This window comes from Pseudarthrobacter enclensis (assembly GCF_030811655.1).
Classification (GTDB): Bacteria; Actinomycetota; Actinomycetes; order Actinomycetales; family Micrococcaceae; genus Arthrobacter; species Arthrobacter enclensis_A.
The window spans coordinates 171,365-188,107 of the sequence record NZ_JAUSRE010000002.1; the positions used below are offsets into that span (position 1 = coordinate 171,365).

At 65.1% G+C, this 16,743-nt stretch carries 12 protein-coding genes; 3 read left to right on the top strand and 9 right to left on the bottom strand.

Features of this window, described 5'->3' with window-relative positions; all coding sequences use genetic code 11:
* The first annotated feature begins 55 nt into the window (after positions 1-55).
* Complete coding sequence (gene fdhA / locus J2X98_RS02500; protein ID WP_141945583.1) at positions 56-1,270, top strand: formaldehyde dehydrogenase, glutathione-independent; 1,215 nt, start codon at positions 56-58, stop codon at positions 1,268-1,270.
* A gap of 164 nt (positions 1,271-1,434) precedes the next feature.
* Here the strand turns inward: fdhA and J2X98_RS02505 are convergent, their stop codons facing one another.
* The 6 genes from J2X98_RS02505 to purU form a co-directional block, all read right to left on the bottom strand.
* Positions 1,435-3,942: a GcvT family protein gene (locus tag J2X98_RS02505; protein WP_307303945.1), complete on the bottom strand. Its 2,508-nt coding sequence runs from the start codon at positions 3,940-3,942 to the stop codon at positions 1,435-1,437.
* 229 nt (positions 3,943-4,171) lie between these two features.
* Complete coding sequence (locus tag J2X98_RS02510; RefSeq protein WP_307303946.1) at positions 4,172-5,614, bottom strand: MFS transporter; 1,443 nt, start codon at positions 5,612-5,614, stop codon at positions 4,172-4,174.
* Positions 5,615-6,125: 511 nt separating this feature from the next.
* Positions 6,126-7,031, bottom strand: a complete 906-nt coding sequence (locus J2X98_RS02515; protein ID WP_307303948.1) for a bifunctional 5,10-methylenetetrahydrofolate dehydrogenase/5,10-methenyltetrahydrofolate cyclohydrolase — start codon at positions 7,029-7,031, stop codon at positions 6,126-6,128.
* Entirely contained in the window at positions 7,028-7,702 is a 675-nt protein-coding gene (locus tag J2X98_RS02520) for a cyclodeaminase/cyclohydrolase family protein (RefSeq protein WP_307303949.1), read from the bottom strand. The genes J2X98_RS02515 and J2X98_RS02520 overlap by 4 nt, the downstream gene beginning before the upstream one ends.
* Positions 7,703-7,704: 2 nt before the next feature.
* Positions 7,705-10,197 carry a GcvT family protein gene (locus J2X98_RS02525; RefSeq protein WP_307303951.1) on the bottom strand — a complete coding sequence of 831 codons (2,493 nt, stop codon included), beginning with the start codon at positions 10,195-10,197 and terminating at the stop codon, positions 7,705-7,707.
* Positions 10,198-10,247: 50 nt separating this feature from the next.
* Positions 10,248-11,153: a formyltetrahydrofolate deformylase gene (gene purU / locus J2X98_RS02530; protein WP_307303953.1), complete on the bottom strand. Its 906-nt coding sequence runs from the start codon at positions 11,151-11,153 to the stop codon at positions 10,248-10,250.
* A 123-nt stretch (positions 11,154-11,276) separates the two neighbouring features.
* Between purU and J2X98_RS02535 the strand changes: the two genes are divergently transcribed.
* Together J2X98_RS02535 and J2X98_RS02540 are read left to right on the top strand one after the other, a co-directional pair.
* The gene (locus tag J2X98_RS02535) at positions 11,277-11,957 is read left to right on the top strand and encodes a GntR family transcriptional regulator (RefSeq protein WP_141945605.1); all 681 of its coding nucleotides are present in this window, start codon (positions 11,277-11,279) and stop codon (positions 11,955-11,957) included.
* 134 nt (positions 11,958-12,091) lie between these two features.
* On the top strand, positions 12,092-12,367 hold the full coding sequence (locus tag J2X98_RS02540; RefSeq protein ID WP_307303955.1) for a hypothetical protein: 276 nt from the start codon (positions 12,092-12,094) through the stop codon (positions 12,365-12,367).
* Positions 12,368-12,537: 170 nt separating this feature from the next.
* Here the strand turns inward: J2X98_RS02540 and J2X98_RS02545 are convergent, their stop codons facing one another.
* The 3 genes from J2X98_RS02545 to J2X98_RS02555 all read right to left on the bottom strand — a co-directional run bounded on the left by J2X98_RS02545 (position 12,538) and on the right by J2X98_RS02555 (position 16,668).
* Positions 12,538-13,515: an ABC transporter substrate-binding protein gene (locus J2X98_RS02545; protein WP_222116091.1), complete on the bottom strand. Its 978-nt coding sequence runs from the start codon at positions 13,513-13,515 to the stop codon at positions 12,538-12,540.
* Between the two features lie 91 nt (positions 13,516-13,606).
* Positions 13,607-15,634, bottom strand: coding sequence for an ABC transporter permease (locus J2X98_RS02550; protein ID WP_307303958.1), 2,028 nt, complete (start codon positions 15,632-15,634; stop codon positions 13,607-13,609).
* Complete coding sequence (locus J2X98_RS02555; protein WP_307303960.1) at positions 15,634-16,668, bottom strand: quaternary amine ABC transporter ATP-binding protein; 1,035 nt, start codon at positions 16,666-16,668, stop codon at positions 15,634-15,636. Before J2X98_RS02555 ends, J2X98_RS02550 begins: the two co-directional genes overlap by 1 nt.
* Positions 16,669-16,743: the final 75 nt, after the last annotated feature.

Genomic DNA, 16,743 nt, shown 5'->3' on the forward strand with positions numbered 1-16,743 from the left:
CACCCAGCGTCAGGCCTTCCGTGGCAACCGAACGCCAACCATAGGAGCCATGCCCATGTCAGGTAACAAAGCTGTTGCGTACAAGGAGCCCGGAGTCGTCGAGGTCATCGACACCCCGTATCCCTCGTTTGAACTGAAAGCCGGCCCCGGCGTCAATCCCGCTAATGTCGGCCGGAAGGTCCCGCACGGCGTCATCCTGCGCACCGTGAGCACCAACATCTGCGGGTCCGACCAGCACATGGTCCGCGGCCGCACCACTGCCCCCGCCGGCCTCGTCCTGGGGCACGAGATCACCGGCGAAGTCATCGAGACCGGGCCGGACGTCGAATTCATCAAGGTCGGGGACATCGTCTCGGTCCCCTTCAACATTTCGTGCGGGCGCTGCCGGAACTGCAAAGAGCGCAAGACCGGCATCTGCCTGAACGTGAACCCGGATCGTCCCGGCTCTGCCTACGGCTATGTGGACATGGGCGGCTGGGTCGGTGGGCAGGCGGAGTACGTCCTGGTTCCGTACGCTGACTGGAACCTGTTGCGGTTCCCGGACCGGGACCAGGCGCTGGAGAAGATCATGGACCTGACCATGCTCTCGGACATCCTGCCCACAGGCTTCCACGGCGCCGTCACGGCCGGCGTCGGCGTCGGGTCCACCGTGTACGTTGCCGGAGCCGGCCCCGTAGGCCTTGCCGCGGCCGCCAGCGCCCAGCTGCTGGGAGCCGCGGTGGTCATCGTGGGCGACCTCAACGAGGACCGCCTGGCCCGGGCCCGGTCCTTTGGCTGCGAAACCGTCAATGTGGCCAACGGCGACCCCGCAGACCAGATCGAGCAGATCCTCGGTGTCCGGGAGGTCGACTCCGGAATCGACGCTGTCGGCTTCGAGGCCCGCGGACACGGCCACGGCGCCCAGGAAGCACCGGCCACGGTGCTTAACTCGCTGATGGACCTCACCACGGCCGGCGGCTCTGTGGGCATTCCCGGCCTCTACGTCACGGGCGACCCGGGAGCCGCGGACGAGGCCGCCCGGAAGGGAAGCCTGTCCCTGTCACTGGGCACCGGCTGGGCCAAGTCCCTCTCCTTCACCACGGGCCAGTGCCCGGTGATGAAGTACAACCGGCAGCTGATGATGGCGATCCTGCATGACAGGATCCAGATCGCCAAGGCGGTCAACGCTACGGCCATTTCGCTCGACGATGCCCCCCGCGGGTACGCGGAGTTCGACGCCGGAGCTGCCACGAAGTATGTCCTGGACCCGAACGGTTACCTCAACAACTGATATCCGGAGCCCGGTTTCTGAAGAGCATGGGAGCCAGTCCCAAGGATCTACCTTGGGACTGGCTCCTTTTTCGTTGCCGACAGTGCGCGCTCCGCGGGCAACAAAAAGGTGGTTGGGCCTGCCGGTCTCAAGCAGGCCCAACCACCTGGTGTGGTTAGGGCAAATCAGCCGCGCAGGCGTTCCATGCCCGGGTCAAAGAGCGGCTCTGCGCTGACCGTGGCGGCTACGCGGCGGCCGAAGTACTCGATCTCCACGGCGTCCCCTTCAGATACGGACGAGGGCAACCAGGCGTAGGCGATCGGCTTGCGGACGGTGAAGCCGTAGGCCGCGCTGGTGACGTACCCAACAGCTTCCCCGCCCACGTACACCGGTTCCTTGCCCAGCACCACTGACGTGCCGTCGTCGACCGTCAGGCAGCGCAGCGTCTTGGCGGCCGGCTGTTCCTTGCGGACGGCCAGCGCCTCGGAGCCGACAAACCCGGTCTTGTCCTTGGCCACGGAGAAGCCCAGCCCGGCCTGGTACGGGTGGTGCTCGGAGTTCATGTCGGTGCCCCAGAGCCGGTAGCCCTTTTCAAGGCGCATGCTGTTGAAGGCACCGCGTCCGGCGGCGATGATGCCGTGCTCCTGGCCGGCCTCGAAGAGCAGGTCCCAGAGCTTGAGCCCGTACTCGGCGGTGGTGTAGAGCTCCCAGCCGAGTTCGCCAACGTAGGAGAGCCGCATCGCCGTAACAGGGATGCCGCCCACCGAGATCTGCTTGGTGCGGAAGTACTTGAGGCCCTCGTTGCTCAGGTCGTCCGTGCTGACCTTGCCAATGACCTCCCGGGCCAGCGGACCCCACAGTCCGATGCAGCAGGTACTGCCGGTGATGTCGGTGACGTGCGCCCACTGGGTGGGATCGGCCGCTGACTGCCGGCGGGCCTCCACCCGGAGGTAGTCGAAGTCCACGTTGCTGTTCACGCCCAGCTGGAACTCTTCCTCCGCGAGCCTGGCCACGGTCACGTCGCTGCGGATGCCGCCGTCGTCCGCCAGCAGCAGGCAGTATGTCACGGCACCTGGCTTCTTGGCGATGTTGCCCGTGCTGAGCCGGTGCAGGAGTGCCTGGGCGCCGGGTCCGGTGACGGCGAGCCGCTTCAGCGGCGTCATGTCGAAGAGTCCGACGGCGGTGCGCGTCTTCCACGCTTCGGCGGCGGAAATGGGGGAGTGGAACATGGCGGACCACTCATCGCGCTCCGGGGCCTGCCATTCTTCCGGCAGTTCGGCAAGGAGTCCGCGATTGGCTTCGAACCAGTGCGGGCGTTCCCAGGCGGCGGACTCCAGGAAGAAGGCGCCGAGCTCCTTCTGCCGGACGTTAAAGGGGCTGACACGCAGGTCCCGCGGGGACTCCCGGGGCTGGAGCGGGTGCATGACATCGTAGATCTCCACGAAGTTCTGCTGCGAGGTCTCGCTGACATACGCGTCGGAGGTCTGCACCTTCTCGAAGCGGGTCAGCTCGCAGCCGTGCAGGTCGGTCTGCGGCTGGCCGTCGATGATCAGCTCTGCCATGGCCTTGGCAACGCCGGCCGAGTGCGTGACCCAGACGGCCTCGGCCACGAAGAAGCCCTCGAGGTCCGGTGCCTCGCCCATGAGCGGGCCGCCGTCCGGGGTGAAGGAGAAGATGCCGTTGAAACCGTCCTGGATCTCGGTGCTGCGCAGTGCGGGCAGCAGTTCCTGGCTGTCCTCCCAGGCGGGAAGGAAGTCTTCCAGGGTGAAGTCCAGGCGGGAGGGCATGCGGTGGTCCGACATGTCCTCGGCAGGGACCTTGGGCAGTGCTGACATGTCCACGGGCATGGGACGGTGGGCGTAGCTGCCGATGCCGATCCGGTCGCCCCATTCGCGGTAGTACAGGTCCTTGTCCTGGTAGCGCAGAATGGGCTTGCCGGCGCCGTTGGGAAGCTCGTTGACGTTCTCGAGTTCGGCAAGGGGTGTGGTGACGGCGTACTGGTGGGCCAGCGGCAGCAGAGGCACCTCCAGGCCCACCATCCGGCCGAGTTCACGGCCCCAGAACCCGGCGCAGGACACCACGATGTCCGCCGGGATCACGCCGGAGGAGGTCTCGACACCGGTGACCTTGCCGCCCTCCTGGGCGATGCCGGTGACGGTGGTGGAGCCGCGGTAGGTGACGCCGCGTTCGCGCGTGCGCCCGATCAGCAGCTGCACGGCCCGGGCCGCCAGGGCGAGCCCGTCCGTGGGGATGAGCAGGCCGCCCAGGACCTGGCGGCCGCCGGAAAGCTTGCCGGTGTTCAACAGCGGGTAGATCTTTTCGCATTCGTCGGCATCGATGATGCGGCTTTCGACACCCCAGGAGGTCATCACGCCCATCTTGCGCTTGAGGTCGGCCAGCCGCTCCGGCGTCGTGGCCAGCTCCAGGCCGCCCACCTGGTTGAAGCAGGACTGGCCGTCCTTGCTCAGGGCGAGGAGCTTGTTCACGGTGTAGGTGGCGAACTCCGTCATGGTCCTTGACGGATTGTTCTGGAACACCAGGCCCGGGGCGTGCGACGTGGAGCCGCCTGCCAGCTCCAGCGGGCCTTGCTCGACGACGGTGATGTTGTTCCAGCCGCGGCTTGCCAGCTCGTCGGCGAGGTTGGTTCCGACAATGCCGGCTCCGATGATGACGACGCGGGGTGATGCGCTCATGATTTTGGGTTCTCCTGGTTGCTGCTGGAATCCGCCTGACCGGGTGATGGGACTTGCTTCGCTATGAGCAACGCGCATCACTATATGCAACAGGGTGGCGCAGCTCACAGGTGATGTCAAGGGTTTGCCGCTTTGTTGCGGGGGTGGCGGCATCTGTGTCGATAGGCAGCAAAGAGGCCCTCGCCGCTGGTGCGGCGAAGGCCTCTTGTAGTGACTCTGCGTCCCGGTGTCAGTGGGAGACGTTGGCTGAGATCTCCGCGAGGGTACGCCCCTTCGTCTCAGGCGCGAGCCATTGCGAGAGGACTGCGCCGAGCAATGCAACGATGGCGGCCACGACCATGCTGGGGCCCAAGCCGATGTTGCTGATTGCCCACGGCAGGGCGAAGGTGCCGAGTGCGGCTCCGATGCGGCTGAAAGCCGCGGCAAAGCCCATGCCGATGCCGCGCAGGGGGGCCGGGAATACCTCGGCCGGGTAGACCTGGGTCAATGTGGTGTAGCCGGCATTGAAGAAGGAGAACGCGAGGAACAGGGCGAGCACGAGGATTGCTGGTGCGTCCGCCCAGATACCGATGACCAGCAGGATGCCTGCACAGAGCCACTGCCCGGGCACGGTGAGGATTCGGCGGCCCAGCTTGTCGATCAGGAGCACGGTGGTAACAACACCCGCGGCCGCAAGTGCGGACAGGCCGACTCCGCCGGCCCAGCCGCCGCCGAAGCCGAATTGGCTGAGCACGTCGTCGGCGAAGGTCGCGATCGCGAAGTACGGAGTGACTGCGCAGAACCAAAAACCGGCGGTGAAGAGGGTGGTGCGCCAGTGCTCCTTCGAGAACAGCATTCCAAAGGAAGCGTTCTTGATTTTGGTCCTGCCCTGCGCTGCTTGGGCCTCCTGGATCATCCGCAGGTCGATCTCCTCGGTGATGCTGTTCTGCATCTGTGGCGATTCGACGTATTTGTGGGCGATCGCGAGTGCTTCCTCACGCCGTCCCTTCGTGATGAGCCAGCTCGGCGATTCAGGGAGGCCTATGCGCGCGATGAACAGAACGAATGCCAGTACGGTGCTCGTGCCGATGACAAGGCGCCAGGGGGTGCCGGCGTCGTGCAGGAGCGTGCCAATGATGAATGCCATCATGAAACCGACGTACCAGGCAATCAGGGTCAGCCCGAGCAACCGCCCGCGGAGCTTTGGAGGGGAGAACTCTGACAGCAGCGGGCCGCCGATTGAGTACTCGCCACCGATCGCGACGCCCATCATGAACCGGATGATGGCCAGCTGGATCACGGCGCCGTCTCCGGAGGTTACGAAGAACTGGGCCGCTGAGGCGACCAGGAACAGGCCCATGTCCACGAGGAACATGGGCTTGCGTCCGAACTTGTCAGTTGCCCAGCCAGCCAGCGGGGAGCCGACGAAGATACCAGCCAGGGGGCCTGCGGCGATCATGCCCAGCGACAGTGCGTCCAGATGGAGATCTGACCGCATGGGGCCCGTGACGGGGCCGATGATTCCGAGGATGTAACCGTCGAGGAACATCCCGCCGATGAAGACCGCGACGAGCCGCACCATGAAGCGGCGCTTGAACTTGGAGCTGGTGTCTTTTGTTGCGGAGGCCGTCGTCCCCAGTTTGCGGCGCTCCGTACTGCTTTGATCGATGGTGCTGCCACCTTTGATAGTCATAAACAGTTTCCTTTGGTGATTCAGCGCTGCCGCGAAGGTGCTGACATCGCTGTGCGGCCGATGCGAGAGCCAGGGCTCCCTTTCGGATCGGCCATCATGAATTCGTTCGTCCGTTTCCAAGGCCATCACGGTGGAGTCGGGGGACGCGAGGAGCATATCCGGGCGAGCTTCGTTCCGTGATGATCAACAACGTTCGCTGTATGCAACAAAATCGTGCGCTAGCTCACACTCAATGTCAAGAGCGTGACCTGTGAAAGGCAGAGTATGTAAGCGTCCTTGCCTATTGTTCCGGGGCAAGCCGAAGGACCTGCCCGCTGGGGTAGGGGGACGGGCCCGCTGTCAGTCCATTGGGCGGCATCCGGGCCCCTCCTTGCCAAGCCACCGGCACCATGCCGGTGGCGGGGCCCCGTTTTCCGAAAACGGTGCTTCGATGAGGAATACCTCCCCAGGTCTTAGGCCCATCGAAGCACCTTTCACGGAAAACGGGACGTCCCGCTGCGACCGCCGGGCCCTAGCTTGCCGTCTCCAGGACGGGGACCCCTGGATCGCCGGCCGGCAGCGGCGGGGGTGACGATTGGCGGCGCGCCGCCTCCACGGTATGGAGCAGCAGCAGCGCGGTGGTGACGGATCCGACGCCGCCCGGAACCGGACTGAGCGCAGCTGCAACCCCGCGGACGCTGTCCGCGTCCACGTCGCCCACCAGGGATCCGTCAGCCAGGACGTTGGTGCCCACATCGATCACCACCGAGGCGGGGGAGACGTGGCGGCCGTTGAGCAGGCCTGTCCTTCCCGCCGCGACCACCAAGATGTCAGCCCCGGCTGTGTAGCGCTCCAGCGGCCCGGAGCGCGAATGGCATACCGTCACGGCAGCGTCGCGTTCCAGCAGCAGGAAGGCAAGCGGCTTTCCCACCACTGCCGAGCGGCCCACAACCACGGCGCTGCGGCCCGCCACCGGGATGCGGTAGTGCTCAAGGATCTCGACGACGGACCGGGCCGTGGCAGGCGCGAAGGCCGGCTGCCCCACGGCCAGGCGGCCAAGGCTCAGCGGGTTCGCCCCGTCGATGTCCTTTTCAGGCGGGATCAGGCCCACCAGGGCATCGGTGTGGACGCCGGCCGGCAGCGGCGTCTGCAGGATGATGCCGTGCACCGACGGTTCGGCGCCCAGGTCGCGCAGGACGCCGGCCAGGACCTGCTCCGTTGCGTCGTGCCCCAGGTCGATGACCCGGCACCCGATTCCGGCCGCCTCCGCGGCACGCTCGATGGAGCGGACGTACCAGTGGGTGGACCCGTCGTCGGTGGCGATGACCACCGCCAAGGCAGGATGGATGCCGCCCTGCCCGAGTTCCCGGGCCTGTTCCCGGGCGCGGCGCCGGATGTTTCCGGCCAGTTCCTTTCCGGAGAGCGACTGGGTGCTCATTGAAGGATCCTTTCCCGTACCCGCGCCACCAGGGCGTCCGCAGCCGCCACGACCTCTTCCTCGATGCCGTCCGTCTGGTCCTTGAGCAGCGAGCGCATCGTTCGGTCCTTGATGGCCACGACGTTGATGTCGATGTTGACCCGTGCCGTGGTGGCGGCAGCGCGGGCCGCGTCTGCTGCTGCCGCCACGTCGCTGATCACGTTCGGATTGGCCGCATCGGCCAGCCCGGTTGCGAGCTCCACCACTGCGCCGGCCAGCTTGACCAGCTGGGCGGGGGTCTGTGCCGCCTGCACCAGCGCTGCCTGGATGGCTGACGATTTGGCGGCCTTGAGCTCTTCGGTGTCAGAGGCAAGCCGGTACGCGTCGATGACGGCCTGGAAGACCTGTTCATCGGAGTCGGCCAGGCGCAGTGCCTCCGACGAGAGCTCATCGGCCACCGTCGTGGTCCGCTCTACCAGTGCTGCATGCTCTGCGTACTTGGGGCCGGTGGTGTAGCGCGCCACCATGGCCACCAGGGCCGCCCCCTGTGCGGCGTGGAGTGCGGCGGCCGCCCCGCCTCCCGGCGTGGGTTGCCGGGAGGCGAGCCTTGCGAGGTAGCTGCCGATGGTTTCGGTACCGATCGACCCCGTGCCGGCGGCCGGCAGTGCGCTGTTCGCTTGCTGTTCCGCCATGGTCAGCCGCGCAGCCGGGACATGGTGGGGTCGTACAGCGGATCCTGGGTGACGGTGGCCACGATGCGGCGGCCGAAGTACTCGATCTCCACCGAATCGCCGACCGAAACGTCCGCGGGCAGGTAGGAGTAGGCAATGGGCTTGCGGACGGTGTATCCGTAGGCCGCGCTGGTGACGTAACCCACCGCTTGGTCCTTGTAGAACACCGGTTCCTTGCCCAGCACCAGGCTGCGGCCGTCGTCGACCGTGAGGCAGCGCAGGCGGCGTCCGGAGTTTTCCTCGGTGCGGCCCTCCAGGGCTGCCTTGCCGACGAAGCTGTCCTTGGCCATCTTCACCGCGAAGCCGAGGCCGGCCTCGAAGGGGTCGTGTTCGGTGGTCATGTCGGTGCCCCAGGAGCGGTAGCCCTTTTCCAGGCGGAGCGAGCTGAAGGCGGCCCGGCCCGCCGCGATGATGCCGAACGGCTGGCCGGCCTTCCACAGCGCGTCCCAGAGGCGCTGGCCGTTGTCGGCGCTGGTGTACAGCTCCCAGCCGAGTTCCCCGACGTAGGACAGGCGCATGGCGGTGACCGGTACGCCGCCGATGACGACCTTCTTGGAGCGGAAGTACTTCAGGCCATCGGTGGAGAAGTCGTCGCTGCTGACCGCGCCGACAACCTCGCGGGCCAGCGGACCCCAGAGGCCGATGCAGCAGGTGCCGCCGGTGGTGTCGCGGACCTGGACCCAGTCCCCGGCGCTGCCGCTTTCGGTCTGGTGCCGGGCTGCCCGATCAAAGTAGGCGGTGTCGATGTTTCCGTTGGCGCCGAGCTGGAAGGTCTGCTCATCCAGGCGGGCTACGGTGATGTCGCTTCGGACGCCGCCCTGCTCGTCCAGCAGGAGCGTGTAGGTGACGGCTCCGGGCTTCTTGTTCAGGTCCGCGGTGGTCAGTTCCTGCAGCAGCTTCAGGGCGCCGGGTCCGGAGATCTCCAGGCGCTTGAGCGGGGTCATGTCGTACATGGCGACGGCGGTGCGCGTCTTCCATGCCTCGGCCGCGGCAATAGGCGAGCTGAACATGCCGGACCAGGAGTCGCGGGCCGGCGGCTGCCAGTCTGCGGGCATCTCCTTGAGGAGCTCGGCGTTGGCCTCGAACCAGTATGGGCGTTCCCAGCCGCCGCCTTCCAGGAAGTAGCCGCCCAGCTGCTTGTGCCGGGCGTGGAAGGGGCTGACCCGCAGGTTGCGCGGGGAGAGCTTGGGCTGGAGCGGGTGCAGGACGTCGTAGATCTCCACAAAGTTCTGCTGGGAGGTTTCGCTGACGTACTCGGGGGTCAGCTGGACTTCCTCAAAGCGGTGGATGTCGCAGTCGCCCAGGTCGATGGAGGACTTTCCGTCCACCAGGAGCTCGGCGACGGCGCGGGCGATGCCTGCCGAGTGGGTGACCCATACGGCTTCGGCTACGAAGAAGCCGTCCAGTTCCTTGGACTCGCCCACCAGCGAGCCGCCGTCCGGGGTGAAGGAGAAGATGCCGTTGAAGCCGTCCTCGATTTCACTCTCGGCCAGGGCCGGCAGGATCTGCTTGGTTGCTTCCCAGGCCGGCAGGAAGTCCTCGAGGGTGAAGTCCAGGCGGGAGGGCATGTTGTGTTCGCTGATCTCGTTCGGCTTGAAGCTGCCGAGCTCGTCCAGGTCCACGGGCATGGGCTTGTGGGCGTAGGAGCCGATGCCGTAGCGGTCGCCGTGTTCGCGGTAGTAGAGGTCCTGGTCCTGGTGGCGGAGGATGGGCAGCCGCGCACCGTTGGGCAGCTCGTTCTTGCCTTGCTGTGCCGGAACCGGGGTGGTCTTGACGTACTGGTGGGCCAGGGGCAGCAGCGGCACGGACATGCCGATCAGCTCGCCGACCTTTGCACCCCAGAAGCCGGCGCAGGAGACGACGATGTCTGCCGGGATCACGCCGTCGGGCGTCTGGACGCCGGTGACCCGGCGGCCGGACTGCTCGATGCCGGTCACTTCGGTGTTGCCGATGTACTTCACGCCGGCGGCCTCGGTGCGCTTGATCAGGAGCTGTACGGCGCGGGCGGCCAAAGCGAGGCCGTCACTGGGGACGTGGAGGCCACCGAGAATGTCCTCTTCGTTAATGAGGGGGTAGAGCTCCTTGCATTCGGCGGGGGAGAGGATGGAGCCCTCAATGCCCCATGAGGAGGCATAGCCAAGCTTGCGCTTCAGGTCCGCGAGGCGGGTTTCGGTGGTGGCAACTTCCAGCCCGCCCACCTGGTTGAAGCAGCTGACGCCGTCCTCGGTGAGGGACAGAAGCTTCTCCACTGTGTACTTGGCGAACAGCGCCATGGACTTGGAGGGGTTGGTCTGGAAAACCAGGCCGGGGGCGTGGGATGTGGAACCGCCCGGCATATTCAGGGGGCCCTGGTCCAGGACGGTGATGTTGTTCCAGCCCCGGGTGACGAGTTCATCCGCCAGGTTGGTGCCGACGATCCCGGCTCCGATGATGACGATGCGTGGCGACGATTCCATAGAGGTCTCTCCTGCTGCTTTAAGTATTGTGTCTGCGGACGGGCGTGCGGTTACCGGAACACCACGGTGCTGGTCTGATCCAGCAGTACCCGGTGCTGGCAGTGCCAGCGGACGGCGCGGGACAGTGCGAGTGCCTCGGCATCCTGGCCCACGGTGGACAGCTGGGCCGGGCCGTAGGTGTGGTCCACCCGGATGACTTCCTGCTCGATGATTGGCCCCTCATCCAGGTCAGCGGTGACGTAGTGGGCCGTGGCACCGACCAGCTTTACGCCGCGGTCGTAGGCCTGGTGGTAAGGGCGCGCGCCCTTGAAGCCAGGGAGGAAGGAATGGTGGATATTAATGGCCCGGCCCTCCAGCGCGCGGCAGAGGTCGTCCGAAAGCACCTGCATGTAGCGGGCCAGGACCACCAGGTCGGCGTTGTACTCATCCACGAGCTCCAGGAGCCTGCGCTCGGCGTCGGCCTTGGTGTCCGGGGTGACGGGGACGTAAATGAAGGGCAGGCCGGCGGCTTCCGCCATGGCGCGGTGGGTCTCGTGGTTGGAAACGACCGCTACCAGTTCGCCACCGAGGCTGCCGCCGCGCCAGCGGAAGATGAGGTCGTTCAGGCAGTGGCCGAACTTGGAGACCATGACCAGGACCCGCTGCTTGGTCTGGCCGTGGAAGCTGAACTTCATGTCGAACCGGCTGGCGATGGCTGCGAATTCTTCTTCGAGCATGGCCGGCGTGTAGTTGGGGGATCCCGAGAACGCGGTGCGCAGGTGCAGGATTTCGCGGAGGCTGTCGTCGAACTGCTGGTGTTCGTCGATGTTGAAGCCACGCTCGAAGAGGAACGTGGTCACGGCCTGGACGATCCCGGCCTGCTCCTGGCACGACAGGGTCAGCACGAACTTCTCCGCCTGCTCGTCCTTGAGCGCCGGCAGGGTGCTGGTTGCTGCGGTTGCTTCGATGAGGGTCATGTCCCTCCTCCTTCTAGATATATTCAAAAGCACGAAACTGATATATTAGATTGAGTGCCAGCGTATACTCGTCCATAGGTGAGGTCAATAGTTTTTTTCTGGTTTGGGAAGAAGGGGCTCAGCATGGCATTCGAAGCTTTGGCGGTGGCGGACGAAGCTGGCAGGAAGTCGCTGGCAGACGTCGCCTACGAGAGCATCCGCGACTGGCTGCTGACCCTGGAGATCAAGCCCGGCGAGCTGCTGAACGACGAGCTACTTGCCAAGAGCCTGGGTGTGGGAAGGACTCCAGTGCGCGAAGCCCTGAAGCGGCTGGAGCTGGACCGGCTGGTGAAGACCTACCCACGGCGGGGCACCTTCGCCACCAGGGTGGACGTGACCGACCTTTCCTTCATCTCGGAGATCCGGGCGCAACTTGAGCCCCTCGCTGCCGCGCGGGCCGCCCGGGTTGCTTCCCCGGCGGTCCGGGCCGAGCTGCGTGCCACGCTCGAGAAGGTTGAGGCGTTCGATGTCGCCGCGGCAACAGTGACCGAGACGCTGCAGCTGGACGCCCGGGTGCACCAGGGTATTTACGCCGCCGCTGCCAATCCGCATCTGGAGGACATCCTGATCAGGTATGACAACCTGGCGACGCGGATCTGGTGCATGGTCATTGACCGCCTGCCGGACTTGTCCCACCACGTGCGCGAACACCTCGATCTGCTGCGCGCGGTCATCGACGGGGACGAGGAGCGGGCGTCCGAGCTTGCCAAGGTCCATGTGAGTGGATTCGAGCATGCTGTGCGCGAGGCGCTCTTTAACGCCTAGGGTGGGATGCCTTCCCGACGCGCTGTTGACATGGGGTGTGACCTGGCCCATACTCTGAATCCATATTGATATATCAATCAAATATCAGTGTTGGATTTTTTGAGCGGCGATGGCGCCGGCGAACGGAGCTACCAGTGAATTCCGAAGCAACCATTGAAACCCAACGAGCCGCGAGCGACCTCGAACACGACGGGACGGACGCCGGTAAGACGGACAAGCCGCTCGGCCTGCGCGTGGACTGGGCGCGACTGCCCGGCCACAGTGTCGAGGTGTGGCTGCAGGGGGAGCGGGTGGCCCGCGGGGTGGTGGACCAGGCGGCGGAAGACAATTCCGTGCTCTGGATAGCAGCCGAAGGGATCAGCACCCGTCGCATCTTCGACAAGTCATCGGGCTACCAGGTCTGGCTGTAACCGTCCCTGGCGTACGCAACGCAGATGGTCCTGGGAGTCCATGGCTGGGGGCCAGCGTCATTCCCGTGACGTGAATGCTGCAAAGCCTATATAAAAAGGCTCCGGCCCCGGCGCTTGATGCGCCGGGGCCGGAGCCTTTCCCATCGTCGTGGGCCGTTAGGGAGTGACTGTCAGCTGAGCCACTTGTCAACAGCCGATTGGTGGGCGTCCACCCACTTCTTTGCCGCAGCTTCAGGAGTCATGCCGCCCTGGATGTCCGTGGCCACAGAGTTCTGGTCCTCGTTCGTCCAGGTGAAGCCCTTGGCCAGCTTGGCCGCGGCCGAACCGCTGTCGTCAAGCTTCTTGGAGATCACCTTGTTGAGCTTGTAGGTCGGGTAGTCGCATGCAACGGTTTCCGGGTTCGAATCGCAGCCCTCGGTCCAGGCGGGCAGGTTCACTTTCTTCAGGGGCACCTCGGAAAGGAACCACTGCGGTTCGTAGAAGTAGCCGAGCAGAGGGGTCTTGTTCTGCTGCGCGGTCCGGAACGACTGGATCAGTGCCGCCTCTGAACCCGCGAACACCACTTTGTAGTCCAGGTTCAGGTTTTTAACCAGCGCCTCGTCATTGGTGACAAAGGCGGGATCGCCGTCAAGGACCTGTCCCTTTCCACCGGACTCCGAGGTGGTGAACAGGGACGCGTATTTGTTCAGGTTCTTGCCGTCGGTGATGTCCGGGTACTTTTCTGCCATCCATGGCGGAACGTACCAGCCGATGTGCCCTTCGTTGCCGGTGGGGCCGGCATCAACAGCCACCTTCTGGTCCGTTATGTACTGCTTGGTCAAGTCGGCGTGGCCCCAGTTTTCCATGATGACGTCCACTTCACCGGAAGCGAACCCCTGCCAGGAGACCTGTTCGTTAAGGTCTTTCTGGACCACTGTGCAGCCCAGCTTGTTTTTTGCCACATAGCTGTACACGGCAGCGTCTGCCGTATAGCCCACCCATGCGTTCATGGCCACATTTACGGTGCCGCACGGGGTTCCGCTGGCGCCGGCGGCCGCTGCCGTCTGGTTCACCGACGCGCCACCACAGCCCGCGAGGAACAGGGCGGCCGCAGCGGCTCCAGCCATTGCCGGCAGGGTGCGTTTTATCAGCCTTTCAGCTTTCTTCATGTTGGGTCTCCTTGTTGGGGTGTAAGGGTCTAATGCCCCGGCGAAAGCCGGGCCTGTGGGGTTGAACCGGTGCCCGCAGAGGGCGGGCATGTCAGGCGGTGGTCTTGGACGGGATGCTGCGCGCCGGCGCGGCTGCGGCCGCCTGGGTCATCCTGTCCATCATGATTCCGAGGAACACGATGGCCAGGCCGGCTGCAAGGCCCTTGCCGAATATCGAGCTTTGGACGAAGCCCGCGACGACGTCGTAGCCGAGGCCGCCGGCCCCTACGAGGGCGCCTACCACCACCATGGCCAGGACGTAGATCAGCCCCTGGTTGGCCGCGAGGGCGAGGGACTGCCTGGCCATGGGAAGCTGCACCTTGGTAATGACCTGCCAGGGCGTCGAACCGCTGGCGACAGCAGACTCGACAACCGTCGGGGAGATGCCGCTGATTCCATCGGCAGTGATCTTGATGGCCACAGGGGCGGCGTAGATGATGCCGGCGATGATCGCGGTGAAGCGGGTAGCTCCGAAGAGGCCGAGGAATGGCACCAGATACACGAAGGAAGGCATGGTCTGGCCCGCGTCAAGCAGCGGCCGCATGAGCTGGTCCACGCGGTCGGACCGGCCCATGGCCACACCAAAGACGATGCCCAGCACCATTACCACTGCCGTGGCCACGAGGGTTCCGGCCAGGGTGACCATGGAGTCGCTCCAGAGGCCGAGAAAGATGATGACCGCAAGGCAGGCCGTGGTCAGCGCGGCGAGCTTCCACCCACCCAGTGCATAGGCCACGATGGCGAACACCATGACGAGGATGTAGAAGGGGGTGTCGGTGAGCAGGGACTGGAACGGATTCAGGATTGCGCCGGTGACGCCTTCCCGGAGGGAAACCGTGAAGAGGGACAGATTCGACTGCAGCCAGTGGCTGGCTGCATTCACGGCCTGGACGATCTGAGGGCCAACGTTGAGGTCCGCCGGGAAGGCGGCGGCCCACAGCATGGTCCTGGACAACTGCACCATGGCCAGGACCACGGCAAGGGCAACGCCAAGAATGATGTTGCGGGTCCGGCGCCCCAGCCGGCGGCTGCGGGCTGCGCCTGGCTCCGCACGGCGGCTCGCTGCCGTGGTCACCCGGTCCAGCACGATGGCCAGCAGGACGATGGAGAGGCCCGCATTGACTGCTGTGCCAACGTCCAGGGACTGCAAAGCCCTGATAACCGTCTGGCCAAGTCCCGGAGCTGCGATCAGTGCCGCGATCGTGACCATGGAGAGGGCCGCCATCGTCCCTTGGTTAATTCCCATCACAATGGTCCGGCGCGCCATGGGCAGCTGCAACGTGAGCAGGCGCTGGAGGCCGGTGGTACCCAGGGAATCGGATGCTTCGCGGGTGTTGTCGGGGATGCGGCGGATGCCGTGTGCCGTCAGCCGGATGACGGGTGGAGCAGCGTAGATCACCGTAGCGATTACCGCGGAAGCCGGCCCGATGAGGAAGACCAGGGCCAGCGGTGCGAGATACACGAACGTCGGAAGGGTCTGCATGAAGTCCAGCACCGGGGTGATCACCTTGGCCACCCGGGTGTAGATGCCGGCCAGGATGCCGAGGGGGATGCCCAGCAGCAGCGTCAGCAGCACAGAGGTGAGGACCAGGGCGAAGGTGTAGGTGGCCTCCACGAACAGGCCCTGGATACCGAAGAAGACAAAGACCGCGGCCGTCAACAGTGCCACCCGGAGGTTTCCGACGGCCAGCGCGATCCAGGTCAGCAGGCCCACGGTGCCCAGCCATCCGATCTCCGGCAGGCGCAGGCCGGTTGCAGTGGCCGCAAAGGTTGTGGTGAAAAGGTTCGCCACGGCGTCCACCGCGGACCTCAGGGGTGTGAAGACGTACAGGAAGAGGGGGTTGTCGGCCCGGTTTGCCCCAACCCAGGCGTTGAACTGGTTGAGTGAACGGTGCAGGTCCGTCAATTCTGAAGCGGGCAACGCCAGCGTTGCTGTTCCGTTCAGGACAAGGAATCCAAGGATCCAGACGGCGGCGGCGCTGAGCAGCAGGATGGTGCGCCGGCTGGGCCTGCGGCGGGGTTCGGAGACAATGACAGCGGCAGGCTGGGCCGTTGGCCGTTCCTGGACGAGGGCTGACATCAGGCCGCCGCCTCTGCCGGCTGCAGCACCGAAAGAATGCTGTCGCGGTCGATCTGGCCGGTGATCCGGCCACCCTCTTCGACCAGGACCGGGCAGGACGAGTGCATTACCGCCGGGATGGCGTCCCGGATGATCATCCGGGAGTTGAGGACTGCGGCGTCCCCCGGCGTGCTGTCTGCAACGGGACGGGTGATCCACTTGAGGGTCAGAACGTCGGCGCGGGGTACTTCGGAGACAAAGTCCTCAATGTACTTGTCCGCCGGTGACCCTACAAGGTCGTCTCCAGTGCCGCACTGGACCGGCTCGCCATTGCGCATGATCAGGATGCGGTCTCCGAGCTTGAGCGCCTCCGAGAGGTCGTGCGTCACGAAGACCATGGTTTTGCCCATGTCCTTGTGCAGCCGGATGACTTCTGCCTGCATGTCCCGGCGGATGAGCGGGTCCAGGGCTGAGAAGGGCTCGTCAAAGAGGATGGTGTCCGGATCCCCGGCCAGGGCACGGCCCAGGCCAACACGCTGTTGCATGCCGCCGGACAGCTGGTCCGGGTAATGCTGTTCGTAGCCTTTGAGGCCAACAAGTTCAATGATTTCGCGGGCCTTGGCGTGGCGTTCATTCCTGCCCGTTCCGCGTATCTGCAGGCCGTAGGACACGTTGTCCAGCACCGTGCGGTGCGGGAGCAGCCCGAAGTGCTGGAAGACCATGGACACCTTGCGCCGGCGGAGTTCCCGGAGCTCGGCTACGCCCGCCTTCAGGACGTCGTTTCCGTCAACCAGTACCTGACCGGACGTAGGTTCAATCAGCCTGGTGAGGCAACGTATGAGGGTTGATTTGCCTGATCCTGACAGTCCCATGACCACAAACACCTCACCCTTCGCAACGTCGAAGCTCAGGTTGCGGACGGCCGCCACGCACTTGGTGCGTTCGAGGAGTTCGGCAGAGCCAAGGGCCGAAAGTTCGCGGTTGCCGGGAATCTTCTCTCCCCCTGGTCCGAAGACCTTCCAGAGGCTCCGAACTGAGATGGCGGGGTTGTTCATTGCTGTACTCCTGCTTGTGTGGAGGCTGTAACCAATGGCTGGGCCGTGGGCAAAGATGTGCCAGGTATCGGTGCT

Coding starts and splice junctions, on each gene's coding strand:
- J2X98_RS02505 (WP_307303945.1), bottom strand. CDS start 3,942: ATGAGCGCATCACCCCGCGTCGTCATCATCGGAGCCGGCATTGTCGGA.
- fdhA (WP_141945583.1), top strand. CDS start 56: ATGTCAGGTAACAAAGCTGTTGCGTACAAGGAGCCCGGAGTCGTCGAG.
- purU (WP_307303953.1), bottom strand. CDS start 11,153: ATGACCCTCATCGAAGCAACCGCAGCAACCAGCACCCTGCCGGCGCTC.
- J2X98_RS02515 (WP_307303948.1), bottom strand. CDS start 7,031: ATGAGCACCCAGTCGCTCTCCGGAAAGGAACTGGCCGGAAACATCCGG.
- J2X98_RS02550 (WP_307303958.1), bottom strand. CDS start 15,634: ATGTCAGCCCTCGTCCAGGAACGGCCAACGGCCCAGCCTGCCGCTGTC.
- J2X98_RS02525 (WP_307303951.1), bottom strand. CDS start 10,197: ATGGAATCGTCGCCACGCATCGTCATCATCGGAGCCGGGATCGTCGGC.
- J2X98_RS02535 (WP_141945605.1), top strand. CDS start 11,277: ATGGCATTCGAAGCTTTGGCGGTGGCGGACGAAGCTGGCAGGAAGTCG.
- J2X98_RS02520 (WP_307303949.1), bottom strand. CDS start 7,702: ATGGCGGAACAGCAAGCGAACAGCGCACTGCCGGCCGCCGGCACGGGG.
- J2X98_RS02545 (WP_222116091.1), bottom strand. CDS start 13,515: ATGAAGAAAGCTGAAAGGCTGATAAAACGCACCCTGCCGGCAATGGCT.
- J2X98_RS02555 (WP_307303960.1), bottom strand. CDS start 16,668: ATGAACAACCCCGCCATCTCAGTTCGGAGCCTCTGGAAGGTCTTCGGA.
- J2X98_RS02510 (WP_307303946.1), bottom strand. CDS start 5,614: ATGACTATCAAAGGTGGCAGCACCATCGATCAAAGCAGTACGGAGCGC.